The 14,525-nt window shown below is 37.1% G+C and carries 16 protein-coding genes; 4 read left to right on the top strand and 12 right to left on the bottom strand.

Features of this window, described 5'->3' with window-relative positions:
- The first annotated feature begins 108 nt into the window (after nt 1-108).
- Entirely contained in the window at nt 109-1,014 is a 906-nt protein-coding gene (locus ADU73_RS07590; protein WP_062913355.1) for a helix-turn-helix domain-containing protein, read from the top strand.
- An 87-nt stretch (nt 1,015-1,101) separates the two neighbouring features.
- Here the strand turns inward: ADU73_RS07590 and ADU73_RS07585 are convergent, their stop codons facing one another.
- From ADU73_RS07585 to ADU73_RS07575, 3 genes are read right to left on the bottom strand one after another with little or no spacing between them, the layout of a single operon-like run.
- Entirely contained in the window at nt 1,102-1,893 is a 792-nt protein-coding gene (locus ADU73_RS07585) for a metal ABC transporter permease (protein ID WP_046871547.1), read from the bottom strand.
- Complete coding sequence (locus tag ADU73_RS07580) at nt 1,886-2,581, bottom strand: metal ABC transporter ATP-binding protein (RefSeq protein WP_046871548.1); 696 nt, start codon at nt 2,579-2,581, stop codon at nt 1,886-1,888. Before ADU73_RS07580 ends, ADU73_RS07585 begins: the two co-directional genes overlap by 8 nt.
- A complete protein-coding gene (locus ADU73_RS07575) occupies nt 2,578-3,483 on the bottom strand; it encodes a metal ABC transporter solute-binding protein (RefSeq protein ID WP_062913354.1) in 906 nt (301 codons plus the stop codon). Before ADU73_RS07575 ends, ADU73_RS07580 begins: the two co-directional genes overlap by 4 nt.
- Before the next feature lie 194 nt (nt 3,484-3,677).
- Between ADU73_RS07575 and ADU73_RS07570 the strand changes: the two genes are divergently transcribed.
- On the top strand, nt 3,678-4,856 hold the full coding sequence (locus ADU73_RS07570) for a GNAT family N-acetyltransferase (RefSeq protein WP_046871070.1): 1,179 nt from the start codon (nt 3,678-3,680) through the stop codon (nt 4,854-4,856).
- Nucleotides 4,857-4,922: 66 nt separating this feature from the next.
- Here the strand turns inward: ADU73_RS07570 and ADU73_RS07565 are convergent, their stop codons facing one another.
- The 5 genes from ADU73_RS07565 to ADU73_RS10675 all read right to left on the bottom strand — a co-directional run bounded on the left by ADU73_RS07565 (nt 4,923) and on the right by ADU73_RS10675 (nt 7,641).
- Nucleotides 4,923-5,126, bottom strand: coding sequence for a hypothetical protein (locus ADU73_RS07565; protein WP_046871071.1), 204 nt, complete (start codon nt 5,124-5,126; stop codon nt 4,923-4,925).
- 25 nt (nt 5,127-5,151) lie between these two features.
- The gene (locus tag ADU73_RS07560; RefSeq protein WP_046871072.1) at nt 5,152-6,372 is read right to left on the bottom strand and encodes a CPBP family intramembrane glutamic endopeptidase; all 1,221 of its coding nucleotides are present in this window, start codon (nt 6,370-6,372) and stop codon (nt 5,152-5,154) included.
- Nucleotides 6,373-6,409: 37 nt separating this feature from the next.
- Entirely contained in the window at nt 6,410-6,631 is a 222-nt protein-coding gene (locus tag ADU73_RS07555; protein WP_046871073.1) for a hypothetical protein, read from the bottom strand.
- A 72-nt stretch (nt 6,632-6,703) separates the two neighbouring features.
- Nucleotides 6,704-7,291: a hypothetical protein gene (locus ADU73_RS07550; RefSeq protein WP_046871074.1), complete on the bottom strand. Its 588-nt coding sequence runs from the start codon at nt 7,289-7,291 to the stop codon at nt 6,704-6,706.
- A gap of 218 nt (nt 7,292-7,509) precedes the next feature.
- Nucleotides 7,510-7,641, bottom strand: a complete 132-nt coding sequence (locus tag ADU73_RS10675; RefSeq protein WP_257722204.1) for a hypothetical protein — start codon at nt 7,639-7,641, stop codon at nt 7,510-7,512.
- Between the two features lie 233 nt (nt 7,642-7,874).
- Here ADU73_RS10675 and ADU73_RS07545 point away from each other — a divergent pair, with 233 nt between their 5' ends.
- Nucleotides 7,875-8,510, top strand: coding sequence for a TetR/AcrR family transcriptional regulator (locus tag ADU73_RS07545; protein WP_226996030.1), 636 nt, complete (start codon nt 7,875-7,877; stop codon nt 8,508-8,510).
- A gap of 650 nt (nt 8,511-9,160) precedes the next feature.
- On the opposite strand, the gene ADU73_RS07540 is transcribed toward ADU73_RS07545, so the two are convergent.
- Genes ADU73_RS07540 through ADU73_RS07530 form a run of 3 tightly spaced genes read right to left on the bottom strand, consistent with a single transcriptional unit; the run spans nt 9,161 to nt 11,849 of the window.
- Nucleotides 9,161-10,042: a lysophospholipid acyltransferase family protein gene (locus ADU73_RS07540; protein ID WP_046871075.1), complete on the bottom strand. Its 882-nt coding sequence runs from the start codon at nt 10,040-10,042 to the stop codon at nt 9,161-9,163.
- Complete coding sequence (locus ADU73_RS07535; RefSeq protein ID WP_056986200.1) at nt 10,029-11,015, bottom strand: glycosyltransferase family 8 protein; 987 nt, start codon at nt 11,013-11,015, stop codon at nt 10,029-10,031. Before ADU73_RS07535 ends, ADU73_RS07540 begins: the two co-directional genes overlap by 14 nt.
- Nucleotides 11,016-11,849: a glycosyltransferase gene (locus ADU73_RS07530; RefSeq protein ID WP_062913353.1), complete on the bottom strand. Its 834-nt coding sequence runs from the start codon at nt 11,847-11,849 to the stop codon at nt 11,016-11,018.
- A gap of 350 nt (nt 11,850-12,199) precedes the next feature.
- On the opposite strand from ADU73_RS07530, the gene ADU73_RS07525 reads away from it, so the two are divergent.
- Entirely contained in the window at nt 12,200-13,429 is a 1,230-nt protein-coding gene (locus ADU73_RS07525; protein ID WP_056986621.1) for an IS110 family RNA-guided transposase, read from the top strand.
- A 109-nt stretch (nt 13,430-13,538) separates the two neighbouring features.
- On the opposite strand, the gene ADU73_RS07520 is transcribed toward ADU73_RS07525, so the two are convergent.
- Nucleotides 13,539-14,138 (bottom strand): lysophospholipid acyltransferase family protein, encoded by a 600-nt coding sequence (locus ADU73_RS07520; RefSeq protein ID WP_052694556.1) that lies wholly within the window; start codon nt 14,136-14,138, stop codon nt 13,539-13,541.
- Between the last annotated feature and the right edge of the window lie 387 nt (nt 14,139-14,525).

The raw sequence follows: 14,525 nt of genomic DNA, 5'->3' as shown, positions 1-14,525 counted from the left end.
CCTCCTGTCAATATATTAAATATATCAGAAATGAGAAGTGTTAATTTTCTATTTTGTAAAGTATACTGTAACTATAGTTAACAATTACCACAGGAAGGGTTTTAAAAAATGAAAAAGATTGGAACAACTATCAAATATATACGTAAACAAAAAAAACTAACTCAAAAGGAAACGTATGCTGGAATTATTTCACGAACTTTTGCATCCAATTTTGAGAATGGTTATTATAATATCGAAAGTGAGAAATTATTTAAAATTCTTCAACGACTTGGAACTAGCATAAATGAATTTGAATTCTTGCATTATGGCGAAAATGATGACAAATTTAGTTACGTGCTTTCCATCATTGACCAGGCAGCAACTACTGGTGATTATTCTCAGTTACAAAAGATTCATCAAAAGTTCGAGAATAGTACAAGTCTCCATGACCAGGCTATATTAGCCTTAGCATATGTTAAAATCTATGTTCATGGTCATAATCCTTTATCTATGAGTCTGATGCCAACCATTCCTTTAAAAATTCATCTTGAGCAAACTAAAGAGTGGACATTTTTTGAGCTTCGAGCTTTTGTTGATGGCATATTTATGTTTCGAAGAGATTTGGATAGCCTACCTTTATGTATGGAAAGAGCGGTTAAAAGTTTTAAAAAATATAGATGCCTTTATGAACTTAAATCATCTTCTGAACAAAGCATTGCTAGTATATTCTTAAACTATGTTCAAATAGCTTTAGTATCCTTCGATTATAATCGTGACCACTATAGCCTTGTTAACAAATATCCCAATACACAGGATGTAGATGATTTCTCATCTCAACTAACCATACAATTTTCAAAATTTTTGCAAAATTTATATTTCGGAAATAATTCAGAAAAAGATTTTTCTGATAGCAAAGAATTTTTAACGATGCTTAAAAAACTAAATTTTAAGGATTACGTTGTCTTTAAAGAAATTTATGATTACCACATTCCATACAGCAAACGTTATAGACAAAATCATAAACAACAAACATAAAAAAGCTTCAAGCAATAATATTTGCTTGAAGCTTTTTTATAAAACGGCCAGCAGATTTATCTAAAACTAACTAAGTCTTAAATATTACTAACTCTTAATTCGATGCCATCCCAATGCTCCAAAGTAAATAAGGCATTCAATGATGGCGATGAAGAAACTAACCGGCCAATTGGTGACGTAGCCTAAATATAATCCAAGCCAAACACCTAATAAAGCCGCGCCAATCGCAAACACCATCATGCCGCTAACCGTCCTCGTAAAGTACTTTGCACTTGAAGCAGGCAACGTCAATAACACGAAGATTAGTAAAGAGCCTACGATTTGAGCTGCAACGCTCACACTCAAGGCCAGAATCACCAAGAAAACAACCGAAATAGCCTGTGTATTAACGCCTTTTACCGCTGCCCCAACATGATCAAATGAATCAAACTTTAGATCACGATAAACCAGAAAAATCACAACCAGAACCACCAATGATAACCACATAATTTGTTTAACTTCGGCTGAACTAATACCAATCATACTGCCAAACAAAATACTGGTGGCATCACTCGCGTTTTTATTTGCTAACGACAGAAATAAAATTCCTGACCCTAAAAACAAACTGGAAATCGCACTGATTGAAGATTCTCTTCGTGAAGACTTGGAACTCATCTGACCAATCAAAACGGAACTAATAATTGTAAAAATCAACATTCCATTTAGCGGGGGCCAATTCATAAAGATTCCAAATGAAGCTCCCGAAAAACCAATTTCAGAAAGCATATGACTTAGAAAGGACATGTTACGACCAATTACGTAAACGCCGATAATACCACTGATAACCGCAATGATCGTTCCCGCCATATAGGCATGACGCATAAACGCAAAACTAAGCATGTTCGGCCTCCTCTAAATCTGCTTCCTTAAACTGACTAATCGGGCCACTCTCGTAACTACCGTGGCGCATAAGCAAGTACTGATTGGCATACTTTTGTGCCAGCTCAATATCATGGGTAATGAATAAAACTGACACATTTTGATGCACATTAAATTCTTGGACCAGATCCAACAATTCAAATTTACGGACACTATCTAAACTGGCCGTTGATTCATCCAAAATCAAAAGATCTGGATCATTGATCAGGGCCTGGGCCAAGTAAGCTTTTTGCTTTTCGCCACCTGACGCCTCACCAAGTGGTGTATTTTGGATGGATTCTAAGTTAGTATCTTTTATAATTCGGTTTAACTTTTTTCGTTCATTTTTAGATAGCCATGACAAATGACTATCATGCAGATTTAAGCCGACAAAATCACGAATAGATAGCGGGTATTCCTCGTCAATATTTCGAAATTGGGGAACATAGCCAATTTTCATTTGCTTAAAATTAGGCGTATAGGTCACACTGCCCTTCTGTGGTGCCAGTTGGTGTAAGATCACTCGGACTAAAGTTGTTTTACCAACCCCATTTTGACCAACCACACTCAAAAAGTCGCCTTTATTTAATTGAACCGAAAGATCATTTAAAACTAAGTGATCCGGAAATGCCACGGTTAAATTTTTAATATCTAATACGGGTTCACTCATTGCAATCTTTCTTTCTCTTGAATTTTTGCTACCTGCTGATATTGATCAGTCATCCATTCTAAATACGTCTTATTATTCGGTTGCGTTTCTGTCACATTCAAAACGGGCACATGATGCTTTTTAGCCAAGTTCACCATGTTCTTCACAATTGGATCTGAAGCTTGCGGATTATTAACAAAAAACGCAATCTTTTGGTGTTTGATATCGTTTTGCATTTGGCGAATATCTTGAGTGGTTGGATCCGAACCATTTTCTACGGCTAGAGCAAAATGTGAATTATTGATTTTATAGCCCATTTTGGTAAGCGCATAGTTGAAAACTGGTTCACTCACATCAACCAATGTTTTTTGCCGATTTTGATTAAGCTGCTTAACCTTTGTCTGCATTGGTTTCAAAGACGCCACATATTTTTTGGCATTGGCCTCAAACTGTTTACGGTGCTTAGGATCCTTTTTGGCAAAAGTTTTGGCAAGCTGATTGGCCAGTTTCGCCATCGTTTGGTCGTTATACCACAAATGCGGATTATCACCTGTTTTCTTATTCATAACAGATTTGCTCACATTTAAAGCCTTAACATTACCCTCAGAATCAGAGCTAATCAATCTTTGCATCCAACTATCGTACCCCAAACCGTTATAAACAACAACATCTGCCCTCGCAACTGATTTAGCAGAATTGGCAGTTGGCTCAAAATCATGCGGATCAATATTAGGACTATTAATAATTGATTTAACGGTGCCGTACTTTCCAACGACGGCCTTTGCTGTTTCTCCATAAAAATTTAGGGAGGCCACAATATGTAATTTATTAGAAGTTTGTGGTTTGCGACCACAGCCGCCCAGCACAATCATTAACACGCCCATAAAAATAAGAGCGCCGTAAAGCCACTTTCTTTTTTTCATGTGTCCTCACTTTTTAAAAAGTAATCATTACTATTTAGCAACAAAATATATTATAGCAAAGAAGAACCGTTTGAAGCAAGCTTCTGCAATAAAACATCGCAACAACATTCCAACTTATCTTTCAATCATAAATCTGTCTATACCACTGCTAATTATGCTAAAATTAAGGTATTAACAATGATACGGAGGCTCTTATGAAATCACGTTTCGTGCTCGATGAATCAGCAAAATCTGCTCTATATGATTTATATCTCTATGCATTTAATAAATCGGATAGTACTTTTCGTAAGCAATTTTGGTCCACTCGCTTTGATCATGGGATTCCTTACGGTATTTACGAAGATAACGACCTAGTCAGCGGCCTGTTTAGTATGCCGTTTGAGATCAATTTTCATGGTCAATCTTTTCTTATGAACGGAATTACCGATGTGATGAGCGTGCCTGAATATTCTGGAAAAGGGGCAGCGGGAACCCTCATGAAAGCCGCACTCACTGATATGTATGAAAATCAGGTTGTCCTATCCTATCTGGCGCCCTTCTCTTTTGCCTACTATCGCAAATTTGGCTATGAGCAACTCTTTGATCACCAAGTTTATCAGCTTGATAGTGACAAACTACCTCGGGTACGGCCAAGTAAACACGGACGCGTTCGTCGGACAACCCTTGAAAAAGCCATTCCATTGATTCGAGGCACTTATCTTAACTCATCGCTCAGTCAAAACGGTGGATTGATTCGCCAAAATTGGTGGTGGCACTACCTGACCGAAAAGCATCCTGAATGGCAAGTTGCTTACTACCAAGATGACCAACAATCAGTGACCGGATATCTCGTTTATACGCGCACAGCTGATGAATTTCACGTCCAAGAATTTGTCCATCTCAAATCTGATAGTTACCAGTCACTTTTAAGTTTTGTTTTCAAACATGGTGCTGGTTACCAACGCTACACATTTGAAAATGCCAATTCTGACTATCAAGGTGATTTATTGGCTGACCCATATCCTTTGAAAGTTACTACTCAGCCTTATATGATGGGCCGCATCGTGAGCTTGCAGGCTTTTCTCGCAAAGTATCCATTTGCCCAAACTGACTTTGAACCCATTAGTTTTAATATTCAAGATGAGATCATTACCCAAAATTCGGGAACGTGGATGATTTCCGCAACCGACGGCAAAATAGGGATTGAACATGATTCAGAATTAAAAGCGACGGTTCCAACGTTCACCATTCAACAATTTACAAAGGCGGCGTTTGGTTATCGCTCATTGGCATCACAAAGCGCCTTTGGCCAAATTGATACCAATGCGGAAAAACTTACAAAATTAGACAATTTATTTGTGCAAGAAAAGCCAATTTTGGCGGATTATTTCTAATAATTAAGGCTCAACAATCAAAAATGCCATTCCAAATTTAATTGGAATGACATTTTTATTATGTCTTTAAAAAGCTCCGAAAAGTAAACCCAGGCCACCAAGCAACAAAATAATTCCAAAAAACAAGCCCATCCACAAAGCGAAACCAATTAATACATTCGTATTTTTATTGGCTGTCGCCTTCATCTCTTTAAAAGACTTTTGAAATGCATAAAACTGCCAAACGGCCCCTAATATGACCAACACACCAACTAATCTTTCAATTAACATATTTATTCCCCCACATTACCTATTTTTATTGGTAAACCAGTGATTTTTGAATACTCTGTTTTCGTTTACCTGTAATTAAGAACATTGCTACTGTCACGGTAACCACAAACAAAATCCAAGTTTCTACCCAATCAAAACCATCCGGACTGGACATTAAGAAATTGCCGTTCATATATGAAAAGGCCGAGACGTCCAAAAGAAAATGTGTAATCATTGTAACAGCAATGCTCTGCGTGTATAGATAAACGGCTGCAAACAACATTCCTAGCCCCACAGCGAATATCATTTGGTTCAGCGTTGCGTTTACCGCTTGTCCAGCAAGCACGTTGGAAGCATGCCATAATCCAAACAGGATTCCATTAATAACAACTACCCACACAAATTGATTTTTCCGTTTGCTAAACGCTCTTAAACTCAGAAATAGTACGGCAAAACGAAATGCCCATTCCTCAGAAATTGTTTCAAGGGCACTCAAAATTACTTTTAAACTAAAATGCCCAGGTGAAAAATCAAAACTTGTAAACATGTTTGAAAGCTTGTCTCCAGATCCAAACGCATTCCAAACCACAATTGCTAACAACAGCACAATCACAAAACTCATGATCACCCAATTTACATGGCGAGAGATCCGAAAACCAGGCTGCTTAAATCCCCATAAATACATCAAAAAGCCAACCGTAATCATAAATGCAAAAGCATTCATAATCCCACTCATATCAATCGTTTGTAAAACTGAGCCAATTTCATTTGGCCTTGTATACATTAATGAAAGTAACGATCCGGAACCGAGAGTTTCAAAAATGATGACCAGAATTAAAATAATTCTGCCAATGTAAGATTGAATATTTACAAGCACATAGTAAGCAACAGGCAAATACATAACCAACAAATACAAAAGTGCTAAAACCGCAAGAATCGGATAATTGATAAGTAAAACTTTATGAAAAATCAGTGTAAAAGCTGCCAAGCCTAGTGGTAATAGTAATAATTGGATAACTGATTGAAAATAATAATTGCACTTTCTCAGCCCTCTTCTGATTTTCTGATCAGTTCGAAAAGGTTTTTCAAACGGAATACCAATTCCGAAAATTACCGCTAACAGTCCAAAAATCACTTCAACGAGTCGTGTCGGTCCAAATGGCTCCCAAAAGAAAGTCAGACAAAACGCGAGAAGCATGCTTCCTAATTGCCACATATACCATTGCTTCAACACCCGAACGTATTTCACTGATAAATTATTTACCATGTGTTACTCCCCCCCAAAGCCAGAAATATCTACCTACTTAAAGAACAACTACGCCCCATACCAAGCCACAAATACCAACTAGAATCATCATGGTACCTATCAACCCAGGTGCAAAACCATTGGCTACGGGTGTTTTCTTAAAATCAACCTTAACGCCAGCTTTAGCATAAGTCTTTTTGTTATCTCGAATGTACCGAATCCCTAAGTAAATAATCCCGATACTAATTAATATAATGATAATTCCTAAAAATGTTTTCATTATGTTCACCTTTCTCAATATTTTTTGGAAACAACTTGCATATTTTTCTCTGCACCACACTTTGAATTTTGGTTAAAAACCTTTTATCCCATAATTTGACCCATATGATATAGGATAATTGGTACCTTTAATTCGATCTTCGTATGTTTTATTGAAATATTCATCACGTTTATCATTATTAGGTAATGAGGCAATATCAAACGGATCCTCAATTTCAACTGATTGAGCCTTAAACAGATCGACTAACTGTTTGAAAGGGGTAAAATCAGAATTTAAAATATAGTAATTTTGATCGTTTGTCACAACCGCCATGGTCATTGCACTAGTGAGCATTGGAACTCTCATTGCAAATCCCATTTTTCTGATAACTCCGAATTGAACGAGTTGAAAATCGCTAATTTTTTCAACTTTAACAACCTTATCTTCTTTGTCATGAACCTTCATCTCATTTTCAGTAAATTCGATTGTTGAAGTCGCAGGTAATCCCAAAAAGCCTCTAGCTATCTTGGCTGCTTCACCATTAGTTTTCAATGGAAACTTTGGATACACTTGGCCACCAATGCTGATCCGCATGGATGTGAACGATTTAGTCAGTGTCCCTGCTTTATCCACAGAAAAACTATTGGTCATTTTAAATGCTGATGCTGGAATCATATACATAATAAAACCTCCCCAAATTTTTATATGAAATCGCTTACTTGATATTACACTGATATCATAGCACCATTTTTATAAATAAACAACAAATACTTAAATAAACTGTACCACGTAATAAAAAAATCCCATCATAGTTTAACTATGATAGGATTTGCCTCCATTGTTTCAACAAATTTAAGGATTAATTTTTATAAGCTCATATATATTTTCAATATCATTTATTACTGACGATTACTAATCTTTTCCAACAACTTTACAATGCGATGTAATAAATAAAAGAAATAAATCACTGCACCGATCTCAATAGCTCTTACGACAAGCCCCACCAACACGATACCAACTGTTCCACCCATAGTTAACACCCCTATACTTGCAAAATGATCGTCATTGCCCGCCAAGTACTAATTGTATTTAAATAGAGCATAAACTTTATATTTGTTATTTGCAATCGCTTTCTGGCCTTGCTTTAGGCTTTTTATTTTTAACCCACCCTCCACCATTGACAAATTACGTCACCACCGTTTAGACTTTGAGTGGTAACTTAAACAGCTACCTTAACTAGGTATATTTTAAAGGAGCACACACCGTGACTAATTCTGAATTAAAACTTTTTGAAAATGCCCACGCATTTGACAGCATGACAGACAAACAAATTAAAATTTTAGCCGCTGCAGTGGATGTTTTTGCTGAAAAAGGCTATGCCAACACTAGCACCAAGGAAATTGCGAAAAAGGCGGGCGTCGCCGAAGGAAATATTTTCAACAAATTTACAAATAAACGAGGTTTGCTCCATGCCATTGTGACACCCGTTATGCATTCTTTTTTTCCGGCTAGCCTAGATACCTTCGTTAAAACACAACTAACCAAAACATATCCATCACTAGAAGCTTTCATCACGGCATTGGTTCAGGATCGATTTGCTTTTTTAAAGAAGAATTCTAAAGTGATTAAAATTTTAGTTTCTGAAATGCTTTATGACCAAAAGGTTCGCGCTCAATTAACTACTGAATTTACTGGTACCTATTGGCATGAAATTAACAAACAACTCGATTTTTTGAAAAGTAAACATTTGATCGTAGATTGGTCAAACATTGAAATTCTCAAAACCATGTGGTCAATTACTGGCGGCACAATTCTTGGTTATTTATATTTTGATCAGCCGCTGTCTAAAACCAGTACAAAACACGCCATCACTGCTTTAGTAAAAGCACTTAGGTATTAACTAAATACCTAAAGGTTGAAAGTACAAAATCACATCCAATTGCTTGATACAAAAATGTTCATGGTAACAAAATTAGATTGAAATACCGTCTTCCAGCAAATCCGGATCGGATCTTGCGGCTAACTTTCCCACAAGAACCAACAGCGTATGGAGCATTGCGGGTTCTCGGTACGAAAACCGACTTTTATGCATAATAGTGGACACGACTTAGAGCCGAAAAACACGTCTCTAAGCTCGGCCTTTATCTAAACGATAAATTGCTAAGACAAACGACACTACTGATCCCATTTGCTTCCAGACTGAATCAGGTATTAAAACTAATTATATTTAGCACATAAGTTGTTATGGAATCAGTCATCAAGCTATCTAAAGACAACAATTTCCCCAGTTCGGAGGCGTTTTGGCCTCAGGGGTGAAATTTATCTTAGCGATTTTTGCTTAGATAAAGGTCGAGTTTGAAGACAAGTGACCTGCTTGGCTTCAAATCGTGCCCACCCCGTTCCAGGCCAATTAAGCCAGAGAACGGCAATTAATCTGATTTTGGTAGAGTAAACTGCTTTATAACAGTAACTGAAATCATTTTTGTACTTTCAATCTTTAACTAAATACACAAAAACGCCTCTGAATTAAACTTTCAGAGGCGTTTTTAACTATTTTGTTTTATCTGGTGGCGCCCATCCCGCAATGTCACTAGGTTCAAAATCATAGGTTAGTGGTTTCCCATACGCCTTTTCGTAAGCATTACATTTTTGCGCATAATCTTTATGCATCATCATCAGACTATTTTCTCTGACACTTTTAGTTGGATCTGAATAAATAGGCTTTAGGATATGACACACAAAAGAAACTTCCTTAAATGTGTCAGATTCCATTTTATCCAAATCTCTAATTTCTACGAAACATGAAATGATTGGCACCTTAAAACGAGCCGCATAATAATATGCTCCACGCTTTGGTGGCCGTGGCTTACGGTAATTAAACCACATTTCTTGTTCCGGATAAATTAAAATCAATCGATCCTTGGCTAAAATTTGCTGTAATTGCTCTGGAAATTGGTGACCCATATAATCTGTACTATCATCAATCGGAATGGTATCCGAATATGTCATGATATAGCCAAGAATCCCAGGCATTTTTAGGTTAGCCAATTGACTGACCATAAATATTTGCCCTTTGCCAGCCTTTTTCATAGCTTTTCGCACAGCCAAATTTTCCATTGGATTAAAGTGATTACTAGTCACAATTCCCCCGCCAGACACATTCCGCATATTTTCAAGCCCAACAATTTCAGTCTGTCTTGAAACTAACGAAATGCCAATATCAGATAATTCATCAGCAAAAATATTGTTAAATTTATACCCAAAATGATTATAGTGCTTTAAATAATTCGTGAGAATTTCTCGTTCTTGCTCGCTCGACAACTTAGCGTCACTAACTTCGACTTTGGCATTAAATTGATTTTTTGCCACAGCCTTTTGAATATTAGCAATCACTGGTTCGCGTTCACCAGGAACCAGATTAGTTGTTCGCATAATTCACGCCATGATTTGGTTTGTGATTTTGCTTATAGAGCACTTTGAAAGTTTCCCCTGATTTGATAATACTTTGTGTGTTTTTAACCAAACCTTTGTAATTATCTTTATCAGCTTGAATTTGTTCTGGGCTATATGCTGCCTGCATTGCCTTAGCAGCTTCATAGCTGCCTGGAATTTGTTTTGCGTATTTCCAGAAGTAGTCTCCATAGGCCACCTTTGCATAGCTCCATGGCTTGTTAAACAAGTTATAGTGAACTAACTTTGGTTGATCTACCACACGTTGTGGATAGCCAGCTTGGGCATTCCACTCGTCACCCAAATGATAAATCCTGCCTTGTCCAATCGCGTTTAAATAATCCTGATCCGGTGCAACTGTCTCGAAATGATATTTGTTATACAAATACAAAAATTCATTAGAAAACTCTTGAGATCGGAATTGTTTAAGATTCATAACTAACACACCAGAATTAATATAATCAGCAGCTGGTACGCCAATTGAATTTTCACTGTACTCAGCTAAAAATGGATTCCCGCCGATAAAGAAGTCTGACGTTGCACCAACTAAATTATCACCGATATCAGTTTGATAAAGTTCACCAATGTCGCCGGGAACAATAATATCAGCATCAAGGTAAACTGCCTTATCATATTCAGCAAACATATCAGCAATAAACAGACGGAAGAAAATTGTAAATGTGAAGTAATCCCCACGTAACTTTGCTTCTTTACCTTTCATTACCTTATTCAATTGGCCCTTCATTGACACAAACTTAATGTCAAATTGATCGTTAGCCAATTCTGAAATTTGCTTCTGATTTTCTTCTTTAATACCTTCATGTAAAATAATAATTTGATATTTGTATGCTAATTTTGCGTTAGCCATCATCGACTTTAATGCGACCAATAAAAATGGCACATAGTGATCATCTACGGAAAAAAATAGTGGCAGTCGTTCTTGATTTGTTTGCATTTATTTAAGTCCTTCCATTTGTGGTTTCAAGTATTGATACTCACTTAAAACATCATCATACTTGTGTAATTTCAATTTGTCATGAACATCGTCAACTTGCCATGGTTTAACCGTCAACGTATGAATCCATGGGAATAACCGGAAACTAGTTGTAAAATGTTGAAAAACAGTATTCCGATGGAGGCGACGTTGTTCGTTAAATCGACGTGGCACAATTCTTTTAGTAACTGCCAATTTGTTAATTGCTGATTGATCAGGCATAAACATTCTCTTCGTACGACATAAATCACGGCATCGACGTAATAACTGCGTCTGTTTAATCAACCCTAGGTTCATTAATAAAACCCCGGAGTTCATATAACTGAAATGACCTTTCTTATGTTTGAAAATCCATTTTCCATAATAATCAGCCACTCCCACAACCTCATTTTTACTGATATCTTGGTTATAAAACGACCTAAAGTCCTTTCGACAAATTACATCAGTATCTAGATATAATATTTTATCGGGTAAACTAGGGCATAAATCAGCATATAGCCGCAACATGCAGTAAGGTGTAAAGATTGTTCCCATGTTGGCAGTTGGTCGCTGTTCATTAAATAGGTTTGTAAGATCTAGCCTAGTGACTGAATTTTTGGGATTGACTTTTTTTGCTTGGTTATCTAAAAAATTTACTGTTGCTTCACTGAGTGGATAATAATTTTTTCCGTTTGTCTGAATAAATGCAGTCATAATATAAATGTTCAGTGTTTGCTTGGTATTTTTTAGTAACGAAAGAATTGAAATCAACAAGCCGTCTTCCATCTTTTCATTGCCACAGTACAAGATATTCATACTTCCTCCCCCTCGTATTATATATTTTGAAACTTTGTTTCTTACTATTCACTACTTAGATGCTGCGTGATATTCTCTAATTGTTCATTGGATTTAGGTCCAACTGGTATAGGCTTTCTCCCCTTGTAGTTTATCTACGTTTTAAGCGTGCCGCCCAGACAATTCGAAACACCGCAAACCACAAGCTGTAGCGATTAGAGTGATTCGTGTTCACTCGCGTGACACGCAGCTGAATCACTTAATCTAGTCTACTTATATTGCGAGGATGCCCGTTAGAATTGGAATTAGGGAACATCACGCAGCACCTAAGCTTATCCAATTAATTCACAATGAAAGGAGGTCCTTATCCTATGAATTTATATTTAGGTATTGATGTTGGTAAAAATAAATTAGACTTTTGTGCTTTAGATTCGGATCAACGTTGTTGTTTTCAAGGTGAAACTACTAATGATCTCAATGGCGCCATTAAGATCAAACAGACGGTCCTAACCGAAACTCAAACGCATCATTATGAAAAAATCACAGCTGGTATGGAAGCTACTTCTGTTTATAACTTTCATCCAATGACTTTTTTGGCCGAAGATAGCGAGTTACAAGCCTTAGGCTTATCGGTAATTACCATTAATCCCTACACATCACATCACTTTAGTCAGCTCTTTAATGACGGTAAAACTGATGCAATTGATGCCAAGCAATTAGCCGATTTATTGCGTGTAGAACCACTTGGAACCCCTGTTGCTCGCCAAGAAAATTATGTTGCGCTGCAACGTTTAACCCGTGAACGCTATCACTTGGTTAAACAAATGACCGATTCAAAAAATCATTTTTTGAACAACCTCTATTATCGTTGTAATACTTTAGAACGAGAGTTACCCACCTCAGTTTTTGGCTCAGCTATGATGACCCTAATTACTGATGAAGAGTTAACCTTGGACGAGGCAGCGGCGCTACCTCTTGATGAATTAGTGACACATCTTCAACAGTTAGCCCACGGTAAATTTGGTGATGCCGAAGCCGTTGCTAAAGCCATTAAGAAAGCAACTCGTTCTTCTTATCGTCTATCAAAAGTCGTAACAGATTCTGTTGATGAAATCTTAGCGGTCTATGCTAATGAAATTCGGATGTTAAAAAAACAAATCCAAGTTTTGGATAAAACAATTACACAGATATCTACTCAAAACACAGATATCAATTGTTTAACTAGTGTTCCCGGTATTGGTCCAGTTTATGCGGCCGGTATTGTGGCAGAAATTGGTCAAATTGAACGTTTTCCGGATGAAAGCCATATTGCCAAGTATGCAGGTCTGGCTTGGTTACCACATGAATCAGGTACGAGTGTTCGTCAAGCTACGCCACGAACTCGTAAGGGTAATCAATATCTTCGTTATTATCTAGTTGAAGCTGCCAATTCGATAAGACGTTATGATATTACTTACCAACGCTATTACCACAAAAAATATGAAGAGGTACCCAAGTATCGTCATCGTCGAGCTATTGTCTTGACGGCACGAAAGCTTGTGAGATTGGTGGAAGTCTTGCTTAGAAACCATCAATTTTATATACCACCCAAAGTGGTATAGCCTTCGAGTTTACGATACTGAGTCCCTTCTTAACCCGCTAAATTAACTGTTTTAGTGGGCTGGGGAAGGTATACTCTCAAGAACTAATTAATAATAAAAACAAAGTTTTTTACATACTTGACTTATCACCACAAGGCTTTTTTTTATACTTAATATATTCGTAAGTACTGGACTTACTCCGAGCAACCATACAGTTGTAAATATCCTGATGTAGTTGTTCTTGTTGTTCTTTTTTGTTTAAACCAGTTTTCGGGAGAAATGGACCATCTATATAGACGGTTCGGCGCGGTTTTGAACCAAATCTGCGTTTTTGATAAGTCGTTGTCACACAAAATGACGGTGCTTGTTGTTGCACTGGATAATGAAACGCACTATCTGAAAATGGCCGAATCTTCGTATAATATGGCCAAACGTGAGCCTCTGGATAGATCATAATCGCATGTTTTTGGTCGATTCGCTTTTTAACGACCCGATCAAATTCCCGTAGTTTTCGCCAAGAATCAGGCACAATAATTGCACCACCCATTGTGAGCATCGGTCCAAGAATCGGAATTCCTAGATTGGCCGTCCCCGCCAATGTATAAACACTTTTAAACGGGCTTTCATGTCTGGGCGTCAAGACATCCCCAACCGGTTGGGTATGATTTCCATATAGGAAGTAGCCTTGATTATTGTAAGGTTTCAGCACCTGTCGATTTTTAATTGACACATGGCAGAAACGACAATAACAAAAACTCACCACCCATACTATCATATACAACAGCTTTGAGAGTAAATTATAAACTGGATTTGTATGGTCCCAGGAATAGTCATCCGGCAATTCATAATTTTGCTCTTTAGTGGTCACAACATCATCCGTAAAAGATTCATAATATTGAACTGTTCGTTTACTCTTATCTTTTTCCCGATTATTCCCCGTAATGACGACCTCCCTCCTGAGTTAATTAAGTGGACACTCAATTAGATTATAAGCATTTGTCTTATTTAGTCAACCCTAACTTTTATTTAGTAAGGCCTAACTTATGTTTGTGAAAGCTGACAACATTATAAAAAGCGTAAAAAAAATACGTAGGATTTTTTTTAGATCCCTACGTAT

It is taken from the genome of Pediococcus damnosus, assembly GCF_001611155.1.
GTDB classification, from domain to species: Bacteria; Bacillota; Bacilli; order Lactobacillales; family Lactobacillaceae; genus Pediococcus; species Pediococcus damnosus.
The sequence above is the reverse complement of the archived record's forward strand: the minus strand, read 5'-3'. Positions and strand labels throughout refer to the sequence as shown.

Coding starts and splice junctions, on each gene's coding strand:
- ADU73_RS07565 (WP_046871071.1), bottom strand. CDS start 5,126: ATGTTAATTGAAAGATTAGTTGGTGTGTTGGTCATATTAGGGGCCGTT.
- ADU73_RS07555 (WP_046871073.1), bottom strand. CDS start 6,631: ATGAAAACATTTTTAGGAATTATCATTATATTAATTAGTATCGGGATT.
- ADU73_RS07535 (WP_056986200.1), bottom strand. CDS start 11,015: ATGCAAACAAATCAAGAACGACTGCCACTATTTTTTTCCGTAGATGAT.
- ADU73_RS07540 (WP_046871075.1), bottom strand. CDS start 10,042: ATGCGAACAACTAATCTGGTTCCTGGTGAACGCGAACCAGTGATTGCT.
- ADU73_RS07580 (WP_046871548.1), bottom strand. CDS start 2,581: ATGAGTGAACCCGTATTAGATATTAAAAATTTAACCGTGGCATTTCCG.
- ADU73_RS07590 (WP_062913355.1), top strand. CDS start 109: ATGAAAAAGATTGGAACAACTATCAAATATATACGTAAACAAAAAAAA.
- ADU73_RS07550 (WP_046871074.1), bottom strand. CDS start 7,291: ATGTATATGATTCCAGCATCAGCATTTAAAATGACCAATAGTTTTTCT.
- ADU73_RS07575 (WP_062913354.1), bottom strand. CDS start 3,483: ATGAAAAAAAGAAAGTGGCTTTACGGCGCTCTTATTTTTATGGGCGTG.
- ADU73_RS10675 (WP_257722204.1), bottom strand. CDS start 7,641: ATGGGTGGAACAGTTGGTATCGTGTTGGTGGGGCTTGTCGTAAGAGCT.
- ADU73_RS07585 (WP_046871547.1), bottom strand. CDS start 1,893: ATGCTTAGTTTTGCGTTTATGCGTCATGCCTATATGGCGGGAACGATC.
- ADU73_RS07570 (WP_046871070.1), top strand. CDS start 3,678: ATGAAATCACGTTTCGTGCTCGATGAATCAGCAAAATCTGCTCTATAT.
- ADU73_RS07530 (WP_062913353.1), bottom strand. CDS start 11,849: ATGAATATCTTGTACTGTGGCAATGAAAAGATGGAAGACGGCTTGTTG.
- ADU73_RS07560 (WP_046871072.1), bottom strand. CDS start 6,372: ATGGTAAATAATTTATCAGTGAAATACGTTCGGGTGTTGAAGCAATGG.
- ADU73_RS07525 (WP_056986621.1), top strand. CDS start 12,200: ATGAATTTATATTTAGGTATTGATGTTGGTAAAAATAAATTAGACTTT.